The organism is Streptosporangium sp. NPDC049078 (genome assembly GCF_040648855.1).
In the GTDB taxonomy this organism is placed as follows: Bacteria; Actinomycetota; Actinomycetes; order Streptosporangiales; family Streptosporangiaceae; genus Streptosporangium.
The window spans coordinates 340,754-360,509 of record NZ_JBEZEL010000008.1; the positions used below are offsets into that span (position 1 = coordinate 340,754).

A 19,756-nucleotide genomic window follows, 5' to 3' on the forward strand; every position below is an offset into this window, starting at 1 on the left:
CACCGCAGGCCGGAAGGGCCCGCGCCACGACCCCCTCCCGTGGCGCGGGCCCTTCCGTCGTGCCGGGGCTCGCTACCGGTGGCGGCCGAAGCCGCGCGAGAGCCTGTCGACCAGGGAGACGGGGAGCACCCTGCCGAGGCCGGCGATGACCTTGTAGCGCGGGTCGGGGACGCTCACCCACACGCCGCGGGCCAGATCACGCATGGCGTCGCGGACGACGTTGTCCGCCGACAGCCAGAGGAACCCGGGGATCCCCGACTTGTCGATCGCGGCACGCTCGTGGAACTCGGTGTGCACGAACCCCGGGCACAGCGCCATGACCCGCACGCGACTCCCGGTCAGCTCGGCGGCCGTGGACTGGCTGAAGCCGACCACCCACGCCTTGGACGCGCTGTAGGAACCCTGTACGAAGAACGCCGCCACCGACGCGACATTGATCACCGCGCCCCGGTCGCGCTCCCTCATCCCCGGCAGCGCCGCCAGCGTGAGCCGCAACACCGCCTCGCAGTGCAGCTTGAGCATCTTGCGCTCCTCCTCCACGGGCACGTCGAGAAAGTGCCCCTGGTGGCCGAAGCCCGCGTTGTTGACCAGCAGATCGACCCCCTCGTGAAGCCGCCGCTCCACCGCCTCCAGCCCTTCTTCGGTCACCAGGTCGGCGGCGAGCACCTCACTGCTCACCCCGTACCGCAGGCGTAGCTCCTCGGCGGTGGAGACGAGACGTTTCTCGTCGCGGGCGACCAGGACGAGCGAGAATCCGTCGGCGGCGAGGCGGCGGGCGAAGGCGGCACCGATGCCGGCCGTCGCCCCCGTGATCAGTGCGGTTGGCATACCTGCAGTCTAGGGACGGGTGCGGACGACCCCGGCGAGGCGGCCAACGTGGACGCGGTCGTGCCCCCTGACCGCTCCCTGCCCTCGCGGGGGTGCGGAGGGAAGGTGGTGTGGGGTCTCACCTTGCGGTCAGGGGGCGTTACCCCCGGTAGGGCGCGGTCAGGGGGACTGACCAGGGAAGAATCGCGCCCTACCGGGGGAGTTTCAGGAGGTGCGCCACGGTCCCGGATGCCGTGGTCGCCACCCGTCGCACCGGTCCTCCACGAAGAAGGCGGCCACGGGGCGCGCAGGACGGTCACGGTGATGGAGTCGGTGTCTCTCCTCGAACGCTTCGAGGATCATGGCCTTCCCATGACCTGCCACCGGTTCGCCAGATGCGGCGCGGGTTGTAGGTCGCTCACCTGAACGATGAGCTGGGTGGCCAGCGCCCGGGGGAGCAGGTGGGACTCGTCCAGGCCGACGGCGATCTGATGGTGGGTCTCCACCACCCGGCCGCTGTCGTCCTCGCCGTACAGGTTGGCGAGGACCCCGATCGGGGAGTAGTCGCCGACGGTGCAGATGACCGGCGCTTCTCTGCGCAGGTATGGGCAGTATGCGAGTGCCTCGCCGACGTGTGCTTCGCAGGTGGGCGGGTGAGCCGTGGGCCAGGGCGAGCGGAGGTCACCGGCCAACGCGGAGGGCAGGACCCAGCAGACGCGCCCGGTGTCGGGGTCGGTGGCCGTCCTGCCGCACATACGGCAGAGCCGTTTCAGCATGCACCGTCGTTGCCGCAGCGTGTGAACCATGTTCCAGAGGATCTTCCCCTCCCGCGCCGTGCCGCAGCGTGCCCACAGCGCCCCGAACATCCACTCCTGCGGGAGTGCGTCCCGGTAGGTCAGCCGGGGCACTCCATCACCCCACTCGAAGGCGAGTGGTAGATCCAGGCTTTCCTCGGCGTACGGGGTGAGGTAGGGCTTCTCACGAAGAGCGGTGCCCGCTGCCGCGAGGCCGGTCACTTCGCCTCCTTCGGAAGCGCCGCGAGGATCAAGTCCACGACCGCGTGAGGTTGATCGGCGTTCACCAACTGGGGCATGAGCTCCACCGGGGGCAGAGAGACCAGATAGCAGCCGGAACGCGAACCCACGGTCACCTTCGCCACCTCCCGGCCGTCGAGGTCGTGCGCGACCAGGTGGGGGGTGCGCCGCGTCTGCCTGCCAAGCGGCCACCGATCGCCGGTCTCGCCTAGCTTCAGGGTGACCGCGTGAACGGTGTAGGAATGAACACCCTTCTCCCGCAGTAGTCGCTGCACGACGGCGAGCACCTTGTCATGGCGCTCCGCTGTCGCATTGGTGGTGGGTGCGCCCTGTGTTTCGGTTTCCCCTGCGATGAATACCGCTTTTTCCCGCTTGATTGTCACTTGCCCTGTCCTTCCCGGCCTCCATGCTGAGCTGGCGAATAGCGGTCTTTCACCGGCGTTTTGATGGCAAAAAGTGAAAGTCGCCATGCTTATAGCAATGTGTCCGATAAGCGACGTACACGTCCTACGCCAGGGGAGGATGCCCTGTCGGATGAGACCTGTTGTGCTTACCGACTCCCTGCTTCCGCTTCATAGATTGCAGCCCGAGATGTATTTTGTGGGCAGTGTTAGAAGGGCAATCGTCCGGCAGGATGTCGGTTCATTGTTTGACGGACACGTGGGATGTTGTCGAATGCAACACCGGGAGGTAGGAATGCCTGCGGCGCGTGATCTGGACCCAACGGCAGGAAGAAACCAGGCGTTCGGCGCTGAAGTACGGCGATTGCGTTTGGAGGCAGGTCTAACTCAGGAGGAGTTGGGGCGCCGGATCGGATACTCATCGAGCCAGATCGGTTCGGTCGAAATCGGGAAACGCCCTCCCACAACGCAGTTCCTGGCGAGATCCGAAGAGGTATTCGGGCCAGGGCTGGGGAAGCTGTGGGCATCGCTCTCACAGCACAAGGAGAAGGCTCCTATCTGGTTCGTGCCTTGGCTCGAAGTGGAGGAGCAAGCGCTGTCGATCACGACGTGCCAGCCACTGGTTGTGCCGGGCCTCCTCCAGACTGCGGCCTACGCGCATGCGCTGCTGGCATGCGAGCGTCGCTACAGTCGCGATCAGATCGAAACCCTTGTCGCGGCGCGGCTGTCTCGGCAGGAGATCTTCACCCGCACCAACCCGCCTCGCTATCTCGTGCTGCTCGATGAGGGTGTTCTGAGCCGTCCCATCGGAGGGCCGGAGGTCATGGGTGAGCAACTGAAGCGACTCCTGGAAGTCGCGCAACTTCCCCACGTCACCATTCAGATCACACCGTTGGGAGCCAGCCCGGCTTTGAGTGGCGGTATCGTCATCGCGCAAGTACCCAATGGCCACCGCCACACGGTCTACCTGGAAACGGCTGCGGAGCCCGTCGTCACGAGCAATCCTGAGGTGGTCGCTGCGGTTACCATGAAGATGGACATCATTAGGGCGGAGTCTCTCCCTAACAGCGCGTCGGTCGAGTTCATCGGGAAGATGGTGGAGAAGTGGACCTCACGGCTGAACTAGAGACGGCGGTCTGGCGCAAGGCTACGCGGTCGACCGGTAATGGTGGCGACTGCATCGAGGTCGCTCCCCTCTCCCAGGGGCATGTGGCCATTCGTGACACCGAGGCTCCCGACCAGGTCCCCTATGTGGTGAGGGGCGAGGTCTGGACGGCGTTCATCGACGGAGCGAAGAAGGGCGAGTTCGACTTCTACTGAGCCGATCATAAGTTTTGGGACTGTCGGTGTTATGCGCTGATGTATGTCAGGTGAGGGTCGGTGAAGAAGGCCCGGACGATGTCGGAGCGTTTCTGTAGCCGGTGCATGCCGCTGTGCATGGCCGCGGCCGGCTCGTGTTCATCGGCGACCGCCTCACGAGCCACCCGCGCCTTGGGGTTTTGGTTGACCCACTCATCGGGGTTGAGATCGGGGGCATAGCCGGGCAGGAAGAACAACCGCAACCGGCCGCCGGTACGCGCGACGACATCACGTACCGCGGCGGCGGTATGGCTCGAGGAGCCGTCGACGATCAAGAAGATCGTCCCGGTGATCGTGCGCAGCAGATGCACGCAGAACCCGATGAACGCCCACCGGTCCGTCGAGCCGCGCCACAGCCGGTAGCGCAGCATGCCGTCCATCCCGACCGCCGAGAACATCTTCACCGACAAGCGCTGCGCTCCGGCGCACACCAGCGGGGTCTGCCCGATCACCCCCCAGGTGGTGCCGGCGCGGTGATCGACGCGCATGCTCATCTCGTCGGCGAACAACACCACCGCTGCCCCTGCCCGGGCCAGGCGGCAAATCCCGGGGAAGGTCTCGGTCATCCACCGGCTGACGGCCACCTGATCACGCCGCCACGCCCGATAGGCCGGACGCTGCGGCGACAGGCCCAACCCGCGCAGCAACCTCCCGACCGCCGCCACCGACACTCCGATCCCGAACCAGGCCGCGATCACCATCGCCACCAGCGCCCGCGTCCACAACGCCGCCGCCACCCCCAGCACCTGACGGGGGGTGACATCACGCACCACCGCCTTGACGCTCTGCTCCTGCCCAGACGTCAGCCACCTCGGCCGGCCCGGCGACCTCTTGATCCGCAGCGCCTCCTCCCCGCCCGCGCCTGGCGCCTCCACCGAAACACCGACTCGCGGCCCACTCCCAGCGTCTCGGCCACCCGATCCGGTGACATGCCCTGCTCCATCAACCGAAGGGCGAAGACCTTCTCCTCGAACGTCGCTCTGCGACCTTTTCTCGCCATACTCCTAGTGGCGCGTCACGCAACCTTGGTGGGGTAACTGGTCCATGAGCGGATTGGGGAACTGGCCGCGAAGCTGACCTTGGGCCGGGCGTGCCGGTTGTGCCAGCGGATGTAGGCGGCGATGGCGGCGTTCTGCTCGGGGTGGCTGCGGTGATCGGTGCCGTTGAGGGCGAAGTAGCGCAGTGCGGCGAATTCGGACTCGATCCAGTTCAGCCAGGAGGCGTAGGTCGGCAGGAACACCAGCTCGACGTCGTTGGCGGCGGCCCAGGCTTTGACCTGGGGATGCTTGTGCGGCGAGTAGTTGTCCACGATCAGGTGGAGGGTGCCTGCGGGCCAGCGGGTGCGCAGGGACTTGATGAACGACAGGAACTCGCGCCATCGTTTGCGTTCACGGATCCGGTAGTGGATCTTCCCGGTGGCCAGGTCCAGGGCGCCGAGCAGGTGCATGACCCCGCTGTAGCGGTTGTAGGTGGCCCGCAGGCGGCGGGGGTTCTTACCCGGCCGCCAGGCCTTGCCTTGGCGGGGCTGCAGGTTCAAGGGGCCGAACTCATCCACGCACACCACCCGTCCGCCCGGTGGCGGGGCGTCGTACAGGGCCAGGATGCGCTGCATCTTGGCGACGAAGTCGGTGTCGTTGCTGCTCTTCCACGTCGTGGTGGTCTGCCATGACACCTTGCCGGCCTTGAGGATCCGCGCCAGGTGCTGGCGGCTGATCGAGGTCACCAGCCGCAGCTCGATCAGGTGGGCGGCGAGCTTGGACAGGCTCCAGGTGGAAAAGCCGGTCAGGCCCCACTCGGCGGGGGTCGTCCGGGCGATCAGGCAGATGCGCTCGCGCACCCACTCACTGATCCTGCGTGGACGACCCCCGCTCCATTTTGGGTCCAGAGCCTCGAACCCCCGCTCGTTGAACGCGTGCACCACCTGGCGCACGTAGTCGTCACTGACCTGCATCAACGACGTGATCGCCGAAGCCGATTGTCCTTGTGCGGACATCAGCACCACGATCGCCCGCCGCAGCTTCACCGGATCCTTGGCCGACCGGGTGATCCTTTGCAGGCGCCGCCCCTCTTCCATCGTCAACGCACGGACGAACACCTCAGGCTTACGCGCCATGACCACCTCCCAGAACTACTCCGGGACCAGGCTGGCCTGCTCACCCGCCGAGATCAAATAGCCCAGCAAGGTTCAGTGACGCGCCACTAGACAGCGGGGATGGAGCCTCCTACGGCCTGTACGCCTCTGACAGTGCGGCGCCATCGGGTTGGCTCACCACGCTCGACGGCGTCGTCTCTCCGAACGGCACGACGGCGTTGCCGATCAACACGTGGAGCCATCTGGCGGTCACGTATAACGGCACGACGGCACGACTGTTCGTCAACGGCAGTCAGGTCGTTTCAGAGGCAGCCTCTGGCGGCCTGTTCGACGATGGCGGGCCGCTGCACATCGGCGGCAATAGCGTGTGGGGTGAATTTTTCAGCGGAGCGATAGACGAGGTCCGCGTCTACAACATCGCCCAGAGCGCCGCCCAGATCCAAACCGACATGAACACGCCGATCAGCGCCCCAGGCGGGTTCGGCACCCTTTCGGCACCCCAATCTCGGGTGGCGACGGGGACAACCTCGTCCATCCTGAAACTGGCGGTAGACAAGTCCAGCCCGAGTCATCACGGCTCATTCAATTCCACCATGACGCCACGGTTCAGAGTATGGGCATCGGGTGCCACGGCGGTAGAACTCCAGGTGGCTCCCCGTCCGAACAAGTCCGCCAAGGGCGCGAAGCTGATCTGGTCTGGAAAGACGCAGATTAAGAAGAGAGGCGTCGCGACGCTGCAAATGCCGCCAGGGAAGTTGCGAGTTGCCCAGCACGTTCGATGGCGTGCTCGTACGACAACGACAGACACTGCTGTCGGTGATTGGTCAGCGTGGCAAGATCTATACGTAAGCGGCCAATCCGCACAATCCAGCGCCGGACTGTCGCAAACAAGGGCTTCTGTGGCGACTGACCTGGAGTGGTGTCGCAGCATCCCGCAGATTCGCATGACGGGTCTCAACGGCTGGACAAAAAACGGACATGCGAAGAACAGGTACACATCCTGCTTCTGGCAGTACCGCAACTTCAATCGGTACGACAACGCGAACAATGTGATCGGTTATATTAGTTACCGAGTCACTGTTCTCGGCTACTTGCAGCCGAACAACCGTGAGTTCGATTACCGCGGATACGTCGACAAAATCACCCAAAGTAACCATCCGGTAGGGTGGGTCTCTCGGCTGAGAATCGGTTTCTCGATTTCGGAGGACATCAATTCACCAGGCCAGGGCTCGGACTGCGACACGAATCCGTCCAATCAACATCGCGAGGCCACATTCGCACAGTGGCACGCCAGCGGCGACAATATCGTCGCTGAAGCGACCTTCAGCACACCGTCCGGCCCCAGGGTCGGAACGAATGAGCAGCGTGATTACTGTCTCGTCCGAGTCTGGGCTTACTTCCCGGACGCAAACGTCGGGCCTAAGGGCGTACAGTACGCCATGAAGCAGTTGGTTCGCTGTGACAGCGCTCTCTATCTATATCTGGCAGGCGGATGTGTGTATCCCTGGTCCATCCCCCACATGAAGCTTCGCTATGAGCCTCAATTCATGCAGCAAGTCGTTCATATCTGGTTCGCGCTTAAATATCCGAAATCAACGGAACCTAAAACTATTCGAGGTGTATCCTTAAATAAGGATATTCCTGGCGGTGACCTAAATGACCGGATAACACGAACCGCCGACCAAGATGTCAACAAGCGTAACCGCGCCAGATCGCAACGGACCTGCAAGAAGATTTGGGGAAGAAGCTACGTAACACAATATATTCACCAAGGCATCGTGGGGAATTGTGACGAGTACCCGTTCGCATCAACTTACGAAGGGGCCGCTCACCGAGACTCCAACAACAGATTAACTAATAATTGGTCTGTCTTGGTCATCGAAGAACGAGCCAACCAGGATTGGGGTTCGCAGCGGCTCAACGTCTGGCTCGGCAACGAACGTATCCTAGAAGGTGACACGTACTGGATTAACCTAGATAATGTCGGACTCCCCGGCTAATGTGATCCATCCATGCTCAGATCCGAGCCATTAACCTGAGGCCTTGGAGTGGCCACCCAGATCGTGGCCACTCCAAGGCCTCCCACAATGAAACATGCAGGTAAACAAATGGACAGCCAAGAACGCCAGTGGTTCACAAGTGATGAATACAATGATTACTGGGTTAACGGGTTCTGTCTTACCTTCGTAGCCGGAAAGCCTGGTAGCCATGTTCAGGAAATCTTACACACGTCCATCGGGGCGCTCATAGAAAGTGCAGATGAAGGGAAGCCTTTCCTCGCTACCATATTCGATGTCACCGGTGGGTCGATAATACTCGAGCGGGGTGGATATGCTGGGTCAATGCGCCGCGTATCCCGCGCGCTATCTGATGATACCCGCCTCGCTCTGGTGGTGAACCCTTTCATCGGCCATCCCAAGTTCGCCTACCTGGAGAACACGGATCTCATCTGTGCGTTCCGACTTGAGGATCCAGAATTCAGATGGGGAAGCTCGCCCGACTTCGTGTTGTCCGATCTTACTTCCGCAGGCGTTCTGCCTGTACAGGAACCAGACTGGGAGTCAGAGGAAGACGAATTGGAACTGGAACAGCTTGACTTGCAGAATGCAGTAAATCGCGTTCTCGGTGCGATATCCATCGCCGAGCGAGCCACCGGCTTGCTGTTCGGGCGGCAACTCATAAACAGCACTCAATACTTCGTGTCATTTCAGGATATTTACTCGTCTACTGCCGGAAAACCCGAAGAATACCTTATATGATCGCGCTTGTGTGATCCAATACTGGATTCGACGGCCAATCTGCTGAGCCGATCATGAGTTCTGGGACTTTTGAGGGGACCAGAAGGCGAGTCGTCCCTGCTGGAGCGGCGGGCGGAATCTCTGGAAAGTCTCAATACTTATGATCGCCTCAGTAGTCTTCTTCAGACTGAAAGGGCCCCCGGCTTCATAGCCGGGGGTCTTCTTGTCGGATCACACAGCTTGTTTGTCATACGACAGACACGGCAGACATCTGGTCCGTCCCGCTGGCCGCACATAACGTCGGTGGAGATCAGGTTTTCAACGGAGATCCGTTCACCGGCGCCTTGGGCGCCGCTTGCCGAAGGAGCGCTTGACATGTCGAACTCTCAGACCATGCGGCCTTGGGGTTTGTCGCGGATGACCGAACGTCTTCCCGAGGCCCCGGCGCCGTACGAGACCTTCAAGCTCGACCCCGACACCCAGCTCACGAACTTCTACGACGCGAGCGGCGCGATCGTGGACATGGGTAAGGACTCAACCAGCAGGAGCTTCGTCACCGTTACCGTGTCGAGGGGTGGTGGCGGGGATGGCTCAGGCGGTGCCTCCCAGACAGCAGACGACTCCCAAAACGACAGCGCGTCGGACTGACCGGTGCATGACTCGCCACGGGTAGTGCTGGTCATCACGTCGGCCGAGGACGTCACCGCCGACGTGGTGATTTCAGCTTTGAACGAGCGCCGAGTGCATGTCGCTCGCATCGACCCCGCTGACATCGGCCCCGAACTGATGTTCAGCGCCCACATCGGCGATCACAGTCCGGCCTGGGGCGGCCGGTTGCGGACGCCCAGTCGTGACATCGCGCTGGAAGACGTCTGGGCGGTGTACTACCGGCGCCCCAGCCCTTGGCGTTTTGAGGGCTTGGAGAAGCAGACCCGGGAGTTCGCCGTGGCAGAGGCCAGACACGGGCTGAGTGGGTTGTTGTACAACCTGCCGAACTGCCGCTACGTCAACCATCCCACCAATATCGGAAGGGCTGACTTCAAGGTCGCGCAACTCCAGGCGGCCGCCCGATTCGGCCTGAAGATACCTCGGAGCCTGGTGACCAATGATGTGACCCAAGCGCGTAAGTTCGTCTCTGAGCCCGCCATCTACAAGTCGTTTCGAGGCGCCCCGACCGCTCCGGAGGGCAACGTCGCCGCGATATGGACGCAGCGGATCACTCCGCGAGACCTCGACGACTCCTTGTCGATGACCGCCCAGTTGTTCCAGGAGGAAGTACACAAAATCGCGGACGCCAGGGTGACTGTGATCGGACGGGCCGTGTTCGCGAGCAGCATCATCACACCTGACGGCGCGCTCGACTGGCGCAGTGGGGACTGGGATGAACTGGTTTACGAACCCATCGCCGTCCCTGAGTCGATCAGAGACAGGTTGTATGAGTACCTCGACCATTTCGGGCTGGTCTTCGGCTGCTTCGACTTCGCCATAGGAGCGGGTGACGGAAGCGGACAGAGCCCGGACACCTGGACGTTCATCGAGTGCAACCCCAATGGACAGTGGGGGTGGCTGCCCGACTCCAACGCGATGGCGGAAGCCTTCGCCGATGTGCTGCTGGAAGGATGGGGCCATGAGTGAGGTGGCCGCGAAGCTTCGCCTCGCCATGGCGGACCAGATAGGTTCCCCTGGCTGGCGCCGAGCGCTGGAAGTCGTACCGCGTGAGCTGTTTCTGGGCGATGCCGTCTACCTCGCGGAAGAGGGCCGTGCCGATCGGTGGAATCTCCTGCGCCGCACCGAAATGGAGGAAGACGGCTGGCTCGCCCTGGCCTACACCGACGCGACATGGGTCACCCAGGTCGAAGGGGTTCTCGCCGAGGACGCGACCGACGTCATCGTCGGGCAGCCAAGCTCGTCCTCCACATTCCCGAGCCTGGTCGTGCTCATGTTGGAGGCCGCCCAGATCAGCGAGGGTGACACGGTTTTGGAAATCGGCACGGGTACCGGTTACTCGACGTCGTTGATGTGCGAACGGCTCGGGCAGGAGGCCGTCACCTCGGTCGAGTACGACCCGGAGGTTGCCGTTCGGGCCAGAAAAGCGATCACCGAGGCCGGATACACGCCGACCCTCGCAGTGCAGGACGGGCTGTTCGGATACGGCTCGGACGATGAGTACGACCGACTGATCGCCACCTGCTCGGTGCGTACCATCCCGGCAGCCTGGATGCGGCAGGTCCGCAGCGGAGGGACCATCACCGCCCCCATGTGGGGTTGGATGGGCGGGGTCGCCTTCGCGCACCTGACCCTGGCCGATGACGGCAGCGCGAGCGGTCGTTTCCTCAAAGACGATCTGTACTTCATGACCGCCCGCTCCCACCTGCCGCCGCCACGGCCCCCGGTGACAACCGGTTTCGGAGAGGCCCGCAGGTGCAGAATCGACCCCTCGATTCTCAGAGGCGACGATACGGCCGTGTGGATCGCCCAGCTCGCCATCCCGCAGGCCCAGCTGTCTTGGAGCGGGGAGTCCACACTTCTGCTGGATGTCGGTACCGGCTCGCGGGCCGACACCGCACCGGATCCCGCGGGCGGATGGACGGTGTACCAGCACGGGCCGATCAAGCTGTGGGACAAGGCCGAAGAGGCCGTTCTCATCTGGCAGGAGGCTGGATCCCCGCACCAGTCCGGGTTCGGGCTCACCGTCACGAGGGAGCGCCAGCGCGTCTGGCTCGGTGACCCCGCCGGGCCGAGCTGGGACCTTCCGGCGTAGGCGGTCGCGAGAGGTGAAGCCCTGGAGTTTTCGCCGTCTTGAGCCATCGTGGATGTGGAGGCGACACGGTCTTGCACCCGAGATGCGAGACCGCATCGCCGATCGTGGCTCAGGGGATGCACTTCATGCCGGTGATGCCGTTGGAGATTTCCACGTCCGACCGGGATTTCACCGAGATCGCGTTGATGTCCCCGGTGTACGCGACCTCGCCCGCGCGCTCGCACAGCTGCCGTGCGGCGGTGGTGTCGTCGTCGCCGAGCGTGGTCTCCACCACGACCAGGGTGCACTGGCCCACGACGGTGACCGAGGTGACGTCAGGGCTGTTCAGGTGGTTCTTGACCGTGTCCGCGGCCTGGTCGCAGGTGGCGCCGGAGGGTTCGGGCGCCTGTGTCGCCGCGCCGGTCGGCGGAGCCGGATCGTCCGCATCGCCACCGCCGCAGCCGGACAGGAGCAGCGCGCAGCCCAGCATCGTCGCGGTCAGAAGCGACTTCGTTCTTCCTGTCAACACATTGACGCCGTTCTGAAAGGTTGATGGCCGTCGAGGTTCGGTCGGTGTGGCTTCACGGTGCCCGCAGTGCCGTGACGAGCCAGATGCCGGCCGGGATCCGGTATCCGCAGGGTTGTTCGCGGAACCGCTCAAGCAGTCTGGCCGTCGCCGCGCGCGCGGCCGCCTGTTTTTCGGCGGAGGTGGCCCGGTAGGCGGCGCCGGCGGGGCCGATCTCGATGAGCCACTCGGCCACCGGTTCGGGTTCGTCGGGTGTGGACATCACCACATCGTGTGGCGTGAGATCGATCTCCGTGAAACCGGCGGCGGCGAGAATCCGGGTGGCGCGGGCCGGTTCGGCGAAGGAGAACGGGCCCGGCTCGTTGCCTATCGGCAGCGGCGGTAGCGAGCCCACGTGCGGTGCGGTGCCGAGTACCGCGAGCGTCAGCCACGGGTTGGCGCCGCCGTCGCGGAATACGGTCGCGGCCAACCGGCCGCCGGGGCGCAGTGCCCGCCGGATCGTGGTGCAGCCGGCCACCGGGTCTGCCAGCAGCATCAACGTCATACGGGAGAAAACCGCGTCGAACGGTGCTCCCGGGATGTGTGCGACGGTCTCGATGTCGGCGGTCACGAAGTTCAGGCCCGGATGCCGATCTGCGGGAAAGCGCGCGGAGGCGGCGCTCACCATCGACTCCGCGAGGTCCACGCCGACGGCCGTGCCCGCCGGGCCGACGGCGAGCGCCATCTCGGCGGTGGTGCCGCCGCACCCGCACCCGATGTCGAGGACACTCTCCCCGGGGCGGAGCGCGAGCCGGTCCATCGCCACGGCGCCGAGCGGTCTGCCGTACTCGTCCTGACGCCGCGCATGGCGGACCCATCCCGGCGCGGCCTGTGTCCAGAACGCGACGTTGCGGGCGCGTAGCGTGCCGACATCGCTCATCAGAACGGCATTTCGGTGCCGTCGACCGTCATGGATCTGAATCCGGAGCTCTTGCCGGCGTCGAACCCTTCCGCCTGAGCGGCCAGCCCCGCCGCCCGCATCAGCCGCTCCGACTGAAAGCGCCGGAACGCCGCCTCGTCCTGCCAGACGTTGATGATCCGCCAGCCGCCCTCGACCGGCCCCGCCACATGGGCGAGCAGGCCCGGCGGGCGGTCCGGGCCGAGATGCTGCTCGACCAGGCGATATTCCGACTCGCTGACACCGGGCATCTCCTGGAGCACACCGAACGGCATATGATCACATCCTTTGAATAAAGTTCAACTCTATCCAATAGAGCACTACAGTGAGGCGATGGTTGTCAAGAGGCGGTACGAGTCGAAGCGGCGGCAGGAGCAGGCACGCCAGACCAGGCGCGCGATCCTGGACGCGGCCGGTCGGCTGTTCGTTCGATCGGGCTACGCAGCCACCACGCTGGCCGCCGTCGCCGCCGAGGCGGGCGTCGCGGTTCAGACCGTCTACGCCGTGTTCGGCAGCAAACGGCAACTGCTGTCGCAGCTCGTCGATGTGTCCATCGCCGGCGACGACGAGCCCGTGGACATGCCCAGCCGGTCCTTCGTCGTCGAGATCCAGGCGTTGACCGACCCGCGTGCCAAGCTGGCCCGCTATGCCCGGCACCTTTCCGAGGTCCACGCCCGGCACGCCGCCATAATGATCATCCTGGCCGGTGCGGCCACCGCCGACTCCGACGCCGCCGAGATCTGGCGCAAGAACGTCGAGGAACGCCGCCGCGGCATGACCATGTTCGCCGCCGAGCTGGTCGAGACCGGTGCCGTGCGCGCAGGCCACGACACCGACAGCGTCGCCGACGTGCTCTGGCTCGCCATGGACTTCCGTAACTACGACTGGCTGGTCCGCGAACGCGGCTGGCCGGTGCAACGCTTCGAACGCTGGTACGTCGACACGGTCGCCGGCGCGGTGTTCGACTGAGTCCTGTCGTCCGGCCCCGCAGCCGGCTGTCCGCCGGATGCCATCTCACTGAGCGAGCGCGCGGGGTGAAGCCTCCGGCCGAGGGCTTTCGCCGTCTTGAGCCATCGTGCTCGTGGACGGCATCCAGAGCACCGTGATCTCGCAGACCAGGCTCGCCACCCAGCGGACAGGCCGGGGAAGGCGGCCCGGAAGAATGGATGGATCTGGATGGGGGAGGGCCAGGTGTGCGGGAATCGCGAGGTATGGCCGGAACCTTTGCGGCGGCCGGTGCGTAGACCCGTACAGACGATCATTCGAGCAGGCGAAGAACACAGGAGGCTGAAACCGTGCCGATCTCCCGCCGGACAGGACTGGGCCTGGCCCTGCTGAGTGCGGCGCTGGTCGCCTGCTCCTCCACCGGGACCACCGGGTCCGCCGACTCCGCGTCCGTCCCACCCGCCGCCTCGCCCACCGCCACGGCCTCCCAGACGCAGTCCACGGGGCAGGCGGCGCCGAAGGTCCGCTTCACCGAGTTCGCCCAGCTGGACATGCCGGTGGCGATGGCCCTGCGCAAGGACGACCAGACGCTCTACATCGCCGAGCAGACGGGGCGGCTGCGCGCGGTGAAGGACGGGAAGGTCGCCGAGGCGCCCGTCGTCGACCTCTCCGGGGAGATCAGCAAGGGCAACGAGCAGGGACTGCTCGGGGTGGCCTTCCACCCGGAGGGGGACTTCCTCTATCTCAACTGGACCGACCGCGAAGGGACCACCCACGTCACCGAATGGGCCTTCGCCGACGGCAAGGCGACCGGCCGCAGGGACGTGCTGACCCAGCGGCAGCCGTACGCCAACCACAACGGCGGGCAGCTCGCCTTCGGACCCGACGGATACCTCTACATCGCCCTCGGCGACGGCGGCAGCGGGGGAGACCCGCAGGGCAACGGCCAGAAACTGGACACCTGGCTCGGCAAGATCCTCAGGATCGACCCGCGCGGCACCCCGTACACGGTTCCCGACGACAACCCGTTCGTCGGCAGGCAGGGCGCCAAGCCGGAGATCTGGTCGTACGGCCTGCGCAACCCCTGGCGGTTCACCTTCGACGCGGAGACCGGCGACATGTGGATCGGGGACGTCGGCCAGAACGCCTGGGAGGAGGTCGACTTCGAGCCGAAGGGCGAGGGGGGCCGCAACTACGGCTGGAACCTCAAGGAGGGCACCCACCCCTTCGACGGGGGTGGTGGCGGCGACACCGCCGACGCCGACGACACAGTGGACCCGATCATCGAGTATCCGCTGCGTGAGGACGGCAACTGCTCGGTCATCGCCGGATACGTCTACCGGGGCGAGAAGATCCCCGGCCTGGAGGGACGATTCGTCTACGGCGACTTCTGCGCGGGCTGGGTCAAGGCCGCGCCCCTTGGAGGGGAGGGGAGCGGCGACGACCTCGGCAGGGTGGAGCAGTTGTCGTCCTTCGGCCAGGGCCACGACGGCGAGCTGTACGCGCTCAGCCTGTCGGGACCCGTCTACCGCCTGGAGCCGGGAGCCGGTTAGAACCCGCCCCCCGGACGTTCACCTCGGGAGGGGCGGGTTAGCGATCCCGGCGCACCCTCCGGCTCCGCCCGCCGCGACGGGTGTCCGAGAGCGCGCCGTCGGAGGTCGTGTCGTCTCGTCACGAGGGGGAGAAAAGTCGGTGATTGTTCGACAAACGTGGCGAGGCGGCGTTCTCGCTCCCGGCGATGGTGCATATAACGGATTCCGTGGACATGTTGCCCGAATTACGGGTGCTATTTCCATAGCCTGAAATGCTGCCGCCGGGAGTTTGAAATGGTAAAAAATTATCTAATATCTATTGTTTTGGCGGTGAGCGCCGGGGCCGCCTTGCCCCTCGGGGCCTCCGCGACGGCCTTCGCCGCGACCGTTCAGCCGACGCCGGCGGCCGAGGAGGTGCTGTACCCGCCGGGTCCCAACGAGAGCGTCAACAGCATCAAGCAAGAGAGCGACAACGCCAACAACATCAACCTGAGGGACAGGGAGAACAACCACCAGAGGGACCGGGAGGGCAACGGCGGCTTCTCGGACAACTGTGAGGGGAACGACTGCTCCGACGGCTGCGGAGCAGAGGGCTGCCGGTCGTCGGACCCGGTGGCGGAACTGCCGTTCACGGGAACGCCCGTGGCGACGGTGGTCCTGCTCGGTGGTGGGCTGCTGGCCGCCGGAGTCGTGGTCACGCTGATCTCGGTACGGCGCCGCCGATCCGCCAGTGTCGAATAGGAGACGACGCCGAGTAGTCGTAGTGGGCCTGCCGGTCTCCGCAGCGCTGGTGCTGGCGGGGGGCTGGTCGGCCCATCTCGGTATGCGCGTCCGCGACCACCTGGAGGCCACCGGGACCGCACTGGTCCGGCTGCGCGCGGTGGTGGGTGCGGGTGACCCGCACCCGGCGGTCACCGCGCTGGCCGAGGCCCGGTGGCACGCGGCCGAGGCCCGGCGGCTCACCGGAGGCCCGGAGTGGTGGACGATCGCCCACGTTCCGATCGTGGGGAACGCCGCGACGACCGTGCGCGGGCTCGCCGACGCCGCCGCGGAGCTGACCGACGTTCTCGCCGGCGTGCGGGAGGTCGCCGCCCCCTTCCTGATGAGCGGGTCGCGCTCCCCGGATGACCCGCGCCACCGGCTGGCCGCGCTCGACGCCGCGGCACCGGTCCTGGACGACGGCGTCTCCCGCCTCGGGCGGGCGCTCTCACGCCTGGCGGCCACCCCCGGCGATACCGGCCTGGACCGGCTGGACGAGGCGCGCGGCACGGCACTGGCCGAGATCGGCCGGCTGCGCGGCCTGCTCGGCGACGCCGCGGACGTCGCCACCCTGCTGCCCCCGATGCTCGGTCGCGACGGCCCCCGCCACTACTTCCTGGCCTTCCAGACCAACGCCGAGGCCCGGGGCACCGGAGGGCTGGTCGGAGCCTTCGGCATCCTGAAGGCCGACCGTGGCAGGCTCACCGTCGAGCACCTCTCCGCCAACAAGGGACTGGCCACGAGTCCCGTCCCCGTCGCCGAGCACGGCCCGGACTTCCTCGGACGTTATGGAACGGGTGCGACCAGGATGCTCTCCGTCTCGAACCTCTCCCCGCACTTTCCGTACGCCGCGGCCACCTGGACGGGGTTGTGGGAGCGACAGGGCCGAAGGCGGCTGGACGGCGCCGTCGCCACCGACCCGGTGGGCCTCGCCCACCTGCTGAGGTTGATCGGGCCGGTGCCCCTCCCCGAAGGGGGGAGGGTCACCGCGGAGAATGTCGTCGACCTCACCGAGCGGAAGGCCTACGCCCGCTACCCCGACCCCGCGGCGCGCAAGCGGTTCCTCATCGAGATCGCCGGTGCCGTCGGAGAGGCGCTGCCCGCTTCGCTCGCCGCCCCCGCCAGGCTGCTGCCCGTGCTGTCCGACATGGTGGGCGAGCGGCGGATCCAGGTGTGGAGCCGCCACGAGGCGGAGCAGCGGCGCCTGTCGGGCACACCGGTCAGCGGCGTGCTGCCGTCGCGGCCTGGACCGTTCGCGGGCCTGGTGGTCAACAACTCCGCCGGTGGCAAGCTCGACTACTACCTGGAGCGCGCCCTCGACTACGAGCTTGGCCCCTGCCGGGGCGGGCTGCGTTCCTCGACGGTGCGGATCGGGCTCACCAACGATGTCCCGCGGCGGACACTGCCGTCCTACGTCACCGGACGGCTCGACGATCCGGGGCACCGCCACGTCCCCGGTTCCAACCTGCTCTGGGTGTCGCTGTACGGCGGACTCGGCGCGAGGATGACCGCGGCCCGCCTCGACGGCGACCGGGTGGCGGTCATCAGGGAGACCGAACGCTCCCACCCCGTCTACTCGGTCCTTCTGGAGTTCGCCCCCGGACAGTCCAGGACGCTGGAGTTCGATTTCACCGAACTCGCCTCCGGCGAGCCGCCGCGGGTTCCGGTGCAGCCGCTCGTTCGTCCCCAGCGGACTCGCGTCACCCAGGACCCGCGGGGTTGCCCACCCTGAGGCCGAACTTTCCGGTGGAGGGCCGAGGGCGCCACCGGGTGGGCTTCCACGCCGTATCGCCTGTTCGTATCGGCAGAAAAGAGCAAAGAACCGCGCGTCACGGGCGGCGGCGCACGGGGGGCGATCTACTCTCGCGCCATGAAGGCTTCACCGCGGACCGGTGGGACCGCACAGGACGCCGCGATCCCGTGGGAGAGCGTCCCGCCCGGGCACGAGGGCTGCGGGCAGCGCTGCTGGCGGGATGTCCGGGAGGGTGTCCGCTTTCGTATCCTCTTCGTGTGCACCGGCAATGTCTGCCGCTCCCCGCTGGCCGAGCGGCTGACCCGCTCGGCCCTGGGTCCGTGCCAGGCGGTCCAGGTGATCAGCGCGGGCACCCGCGCCGAGCCGGGACGGGAGATGACCGAACGCGCCCGGCGGGTTCTGGTACGGCTCGGCGGCGATCCCGCCGGCTTCGGCTCCCGTCCGCTCGTTCCCGCCCTGGTGGCCGCCGCCGATCTCGTACTCACGGCCACCCTCGGGCACCGCGCGGAATCGGTGGCCATGCACCTCTCGGCGGTCACGCGGGCCTTCACCATCGCCGAGTTCGGCACGCTGGTGCGGGCCGTGCCGCCGGAGGAGATCACCCGTCACCGGGATCCCGTGCGGCGGGCCCGCGCGCTGGTCGACCAGGCGCGGGCGCTGCGCGGGCTGGTCCGGATCGACCGGTTCGACATCGCCGACCCGTACGGGCGCTCCCGGCTGGCCTACCGGGCGGCGGGACGGGACATCGCGAGGTCGCTCGCCGTCCCGCTCCGGCTGCTCACACACTCACCGGATTCTTGACCTCGGACTCGTAGCCGTAGTACATGCCGCTACGGACAGGGACGAAGTTCAGGACGCCTCCCACCACACGGGCGTTGATCGACGCCAGCAGTTCCGAAGCGCGGGCCATGTGCTCCCGGCGGGTCTTGCCGTACCGGGCGACGAGCAGCGCGCCGTCGCAGAGCGCGGTGATCGTCGCCGCGTCGGTGACGGGCAGCAGCGGGGGCGCGTCGATGATCACCATGTCGTACGTCCCGGTGAGCTGGGCGAGCACCTGACGCATTCCGTTCGAGCCGAGCAGCTCACTCGGGTTCGGCGGAATCTGACCGCTCGGCAGGACGGACAGGCCGGCATCGCCCCAGACCTGGATGACCTCGTTCAGGCGCGCCTTGTCGATCAGCACGTCCGTCAGGCCCGTCGCCCCCTCGATACCGAGGTAGGAGGGAATGCTGGGGCGGCGCAGGTCGCCGTCGACCAGGATGACCCGCCAGCCCGCCTGGGCCAGCGTGATCGCGAGGTTGGCGGAGGTCGAGGACTTCCCCTCGCCGGGCAGGCAGCTGGTGACCACGAGTGACTTCGGCTGCCGGTCGACACCGATGAACTGCAGGTTGGTCCGGAGTGCGCGGAACGCCTCGGACCGGGACGACCGGCCACGGTCGCGCAGGATCAGGGGGTGGTGCCGCGCGTCCCGCTCGTAGCCGATGACCCCGAGCACCGAGCTGCCCGACGCCTCCCGTAGCGCCTCGGGGGACGTGAGGGTCGTGTCCAGGCGGTCACGGAGGATGATCACGGCCATGGTGGCGAGCAGCGCGATCAGTACGGCGACCGCCAGGTTGACCAGTGGCCTGGGGCTGACCGGTTCCCGGGGGACATCCGCCTTGTCCACTATCGTGATCTTGATGGTGGGGCGGCTGCCCGGAGTGGGCCGCTCGATCTGGTCGATCAGCTTCGAGAAGCGGTCCCCCAGGGCGTTGGCCAGCAGGGAGGCTCGCGCGGGGTCGGTGTCGGTGACCGTGGCACGCAGGAGCACGGTGCCGGGGACGGCCTCGGCGCTGATGTTCCTCTGGACGCGCGCGATGTCCTCGCCCTCGACGATCTGGCCGACCACCCGGCGGCTGGACAGCAGGTTGGCGTAGGACTGCACCCGCTGGGCCGACAGCATGCCCGCCTGGTAGGCGGTGGAGAGGCTGCCCTCCCTGTCGTGGCCCGACACCAGCATGGAGATCGTCGAGACGTATTTCGGCGGCATGTTCGCCGTGACGGCGAGCGCCGCCCCCACCGCCAGGATCAGTGAGAGGAGGATGATCAGCCAGTTCCTGCGCACCAGCCGTGCGTAGTAGAGCAGATCCACGG

General features: G+C 66.2%; 21 protein-coding genes and 1 pseudogene. 12 read left to right on the top strand and 10 right to left on the bottom strand.

The genetic code is table 11. From position 1 onward, the window contains the following. Positions 1-72 precede the first annotated feature (72 nt). The 3 genes from AB0B90_RS16160 to AB0B90_RS16170 all read right to left on the bottom strand — a co-directional run bounded on the left by AB0B90_RS16160 (position 73) and on the right by AB0B90_RS16170 (position 2,224). A complete protein-coding gene (locus AB0B90_RS16160) occupies positions 73-828 on the bottom strand; it encodes an SDR family oxidoreductase (protein ID WP_362923104.1) in 756 nt (251 codons plus the stop codon). A 338-nt stretch (positions 829-1,166) separates the two neighbouring features. Further along, a complete protein-coding gene (locus AB0B90_RS16165) occupies positions 1,167-1,823 on the bottom strand; it encodes a hypothetical protein (RefSeq protein WP_362923106.1) in 657 nt (218 codons plus the stop codon). Beyond that, on the bottom strand, positions 1,820-2,224 hold the full coding sequence (locus AB0B90_RS16170) for a hypothetical protein (RefSeq protein ID WP_362923108.1): 405 nt from the start codon (positions 2,222-2,224) through the stop codon (positions 1,820-1,822). Before AB0B90_RS16170 ends, AB0B90_RS16165 begins: the two co-directional genes overlap by 4 nt. 313 nt (positions 2,225-2,537) lie before the next feature. Between AB0B90_RS16170 and AB0B90_RS16175 the strand changes: the two genes are divergently transcribed. Continuing rightward, positions 2,538-3,368 carry a helix-turn-helix transcriptional regulator gene (locus AB0B90_RS16175; protein ID WP_362923110.1) on the top strand — a complete coding sequence of 277 codons (831 nt, stop codon included), beginning with the start codon at positions 2,538-2,540 and terminating at the stop codon, positions 3,366-3,368. After that, positions 3,347-3,562 carry a DUF397 domain-containing protein gene (locus AB0B90_RS16180; RefSeq protein WP_362923113.1) on the top strand — a complete coding sequence of 72 codons (216 nt, stop codon included), beginning with the start codon at positions 3,347-3,349 and terminating at the stop codon, positions 3,560-3,562. The genes AB0B90_RS16175 and AB0B90_RS16180 overlap by 22 nt, the downstream gene beginning before the upstream one ends. A 29-nt stretch (positions 3,563-3,591) precedes the next feature. Here AB0B90_RS16180 and AB0B90_RS16185 read toward each other — a convergent pair whose 3' ends face one another. Genes AB0B90_RS16185 through AB0B90_RS16195 form a run of 3 tightly spaced genes read right to left on the bottom strand, consistent with a single transcriptional unit; the run spans position 3,592 to position 5,714 of the window. Next, positions 3,592-4,476 (bottom strand): IS630 family transposase, encoded by an 885-nt coding sequence (locus AB0B90_RS16185; protein ID WP_362923115.1) that lies wholly within the window; start codon positions 4,474-4,476, stop codon positions 3,592-3,594. After that, complete coding sequence (locus AB0B90_RS16190) at positions 4,404-4,601, bottom strand: helix-turn-helix domain-containing protein (RefSeq protein ID WP_362923117.1); 198 nt, start codon at positions 4,599-4,601, stop codon at positions 4,404-4,406. The genes AB0B90_RS16185 and AB0B90_RS16190 overlap by 73 nt, the downstream gene beginning before the upstream one ends. A 15-nt stretch (positions 4,602-4,616) precedes the next feature. Continuing rightward, complete coding sequence (locus AB0B90_RS16195; protein ID WP_362923119.1) at positions 4,617-5,714, bottom strand: IS630 family transposase; 1,098 nt, start codon at positions 5,712-5,714, stop codon at positions 4,617-4,619. Between the two features lie 89 nt (positions 5,715-5,803). Here AB0B90_RS16195 and AB0B90_RS16200 point away from each other — a divergent pair. From AB0B90_RS16200 to tgmC, 5 genes and pseudogenes are all read left to right on the top strand, one after another. Next, positions 5,804-7,693, top strand: a pseudogene (locus tag AB0B90_RS16200) (LamG-like jellyroll fold domain-containing protein); the annotation flags it as partial. Between the two features lie 108 nt (positions 7,694-7,801). Then, positions 7,802-8,452 (top strand): DUF6461 domain-containing protein, encoded by a 651-nt coding sequence (locus tag AB0B90_RS16205; protein ID WP_362923121.1) that lies wholly within the window; start codon positions 7,802-7,804, stop codon positions 8,450-8,452. Positions 8,453-8,806: 354 nt separating this feature from the next. Then, complete coding sequence (gene tgmA / locus AB0B90_RS16210; protein ID WP_362923123.1) at positions 8,807-9,079, top strand: putative ATP-grasp-modified RiPP; 273 nt, start codon at positions 8,807-8,809, stop codon at positions 9,077-9,079. Positions 9,080-9,103: 24 nt separating this feature from the next. Continuing rightward, the gene (tgmB, locus tag AB0B90_RS16215; protein WP_362923125.1) at positions 9,104-10,066 is read left to right on the top strand and encodes an ATP-grasp ribosomal peptide maturase; all 963 of its coding nucleotides are present in this window, start codon (positions 9,104-9,106) and stop codon (positions 10,064-10,066) included. Next, on the top strand, positions 10,059-11,192 hold the full coding sequence (gene tgmC, locus AB0B90_RS16220; protein WP_362923127.1) for an ATP-grasp peptide maturase system methyltransferase: 1,134 nt from the start codon (positions 10,059-10,061) through the stop codon (positions 11,190-11,192). The genes tgmB and tgmC overlap by 8 nt, the downstream gene beginning before the upstream one ends. 109 nt (positions 11,193-11,301) lie before the next feature. Here tgmC and AB0B90_RS16225 read toward each other — a convergent pair whose 3' ends face one another. From AB0B90_RS16225 to AB0B90_RS16235, 3 genes are read right to left on the bottom strand one after another with little or no spacing between them, the layout of a single operon-like run. Beyond that, on the bottom strand, positions 11,302-11,700 hold the full coding sequence (locus AB0B90_RS16225; RefSeq protein ID WP_362923129.1) for a hypothetical protein: 399 nt from the start codon (positions 11,698-11,700) through the stop codon (positions 11,302-11,304). A 52-nt stretch (positions 11,701-11,752) separates the two neighbouring features. Continuing rightward, positions 11,753-12,616: a methyltransferase domain-containing protein gene (locus tag AB0B90_RS16230; protein ID WP_362923131.1), complete on the bottom strand. Its 864-nt coding sequence runs from the start codon at positions 12,614-12,616 to the stop codon at positions 11,753-11,755. Continuing rightward, positions 12,616-12,909, bottom strand: a complete 294-nt coding sequence (locus AB0B90_RS16235; protein WP_362923133.1) for a hypothetical protein — start codon at positions 12,907-12,909, stop codon at positions 12,616-12,618. Before AB0B90_RS16235 ends, AB0B90_RS16230 begins: the two co-directional genes overlap by 1 nt. 58 nt (positions 12,910-12,967) lie before the next feature. Between AB0B90_RS16235 and AB0B90_RS16240 the strand changes: the two genes are divergently transcribed. The 5 genes from AB0B90_RS16240 to AB0B90_RS16260 all read left to right on the top strand — a co-directional run bounded on the left by AB0B90_RS16240 (position 12,968) and on the right by AB0B90_RS16260 (position 18,424). Further along, the gene (locus AB0B90_RS16240; RefSeq protein ID WP_350946836.1) at positions 12,968-13,603 is read left to right on the top strand and encodes a TetR/AcrR family transcriptional regulator; all 636 of its coding nucleotides are present in this window, start codon (positions 12,968-12,970) and stop codon (positions 13,601-13,603) included. 326 nt (positions 13,604-13,929) lie between these two features. Continuing rightward, on the top strand, positions 13,930-15,132 hold the full coding sequence (locus AB0B90_RS16245; RefSeq protein ID WP_362923135.1) for a PQQ-dependent sugar dehydrogenase: 1,203 nt from the start codon (positions 13,930-13,932) through the stop codon (positions 15,130-15,132). A gap of 309 nt (positions 15,133-15,441) precedes the next feature. Beyond that, entirely contained in the window at positions 15,442-15,852 is a 411-nt protein-coding gene (locus tag AB0B90_RS16250; RefSeq protein ID WP_362923137.1) for a hypothetical protein, read from the top strand. Positions 15,853-15,874: 22 nt separating this feature from the next. After that, positions 15,875-17,602, top strand: a complete 1,728-nt coding sequence (locus tag AB0B90_RS16255) for a DUF4012 domain-containing protein (protein ID WP_362923139.1) — start codon at positions 15,875-15,877, stop codon at positions 17,600-17,602. Positions 17,603-17,740: 138 nt separating this feature from the next. Further along, positions 17,741-18,424 carry a hypothetical protein gene (locus AB0B90_RS16260; RefSeq protein ID WP_362923141.1) on the top strand — a complete coding sequence of 228 codons (684 nt, stop codon included), beginning with the start codon at positions 17,741-17,743 and terminating at the stop codon, positions 18,422-18,424. Here AB0B90_RS16260 and AB0B90_RS16265 read toward each other — a convergent pair. After that, positions 18,402-19,754 carry a polysaccharide biosynthesis tyrosine autokinase gene (locus AB0B90_RS16265; RefSeq protein ID WP_362923143.1) on the bottom strand — a complete coding sequence of 451 codons (1,353 nt, stop codon included), beginning with the start codon at positions 19,752-19,754 and terminating at the stop codon, positions 18,402-18,404. The two genes, AB0B90_RS16260 and AB0B90_RS16265, sit on opposite strands and share 23 nt — an antisense overlap. Positions 19,755-19,756: the final 2 nt, after the last annotated feature.

Excerpts from the sequence above, each read along its gene's own strand:
- AB0B90_RS16235 (WP_362923133.1), bottom strand. The coding sequence starts at position 12,909 with ATGCCGTTCGGTGTGCTCCAGGAGATGCCCGGTGTCAGCGAGTCGGAA.
- AB0B90_RS16175 (WP_362923110.1), top strand. The coding sequence starts at position 2,538 with ATGCCTGCGGCGCGTGATCTGGACCCAACGGCAGGAAGAAACCAGGCG.
- AB0B90_RS16240 (WP_350946836.1), top strand. The coding sequence starts at position 12,968 with ATGGTTGTCAAGAGGCGGTACGAGTCGAAGCGGCGGCAGGAGCAGGCA.
- AB0B90_RS16260 (WP_362923141.1), top strand. The coding sequence starts at position 17,741 with ATGAAGGCTTCACCGCGGACCGGTGGGACCGCACAGGACGCCGCGATC.
- AB0B90_RS16190 (WP_362923117.1), bottom strand. The coding sequence starts at position 4,601 with ATGGCGAGAAAAGGTCGCAGAGCGACGTTCGAGGAGAAGGTCTTCGCC.
- tgmA (WP_362923123.1), top strand. The coding sequence starts at position 8,807 with ATGTCGAACTCTCAGACCATGCGGCCTTGGGGTTTGTCGCGGATGACC.
- AB0B90_RS16160 (WP_362923104.1), bottom strand. The coding sequence starts at position 828 with ATGCCAACCGCACTGATCACGGGGGCGACGGCCGGCATCGGTGCCGCC.
- tgmC (WP_362923127.1), top strand. The coding sequence starts at position 10,059 with ATGAGTGAGGTGGCCGCGAAGCTTCGCCTCGCCATGGCGGACCAGATA.
- AB0B90_RS16205 (WP_362923121.1), top strand. The coding sequence starts at position 7,802 with ATGGACAGCCAAGAACGCCAGTGGTTCACAAGTGATGAATACAATGAT.
- AB0B90_RS16230 (WP_362923131.1), bottom strand. The coding sequence starts at position 12,616 with ATGAGCGATGTCGGCACGCTACGCGCCCGCAACGTCGCGTTCTGGACA.
- AB0B90_RS16195 (WP_362923119.1), bottom strand. The coding sequence starts at position 5,714 with ATGGCGCGTAAGCCTGAGGTGTTCGTCCGTGCGTTGACGATGGAAGAG.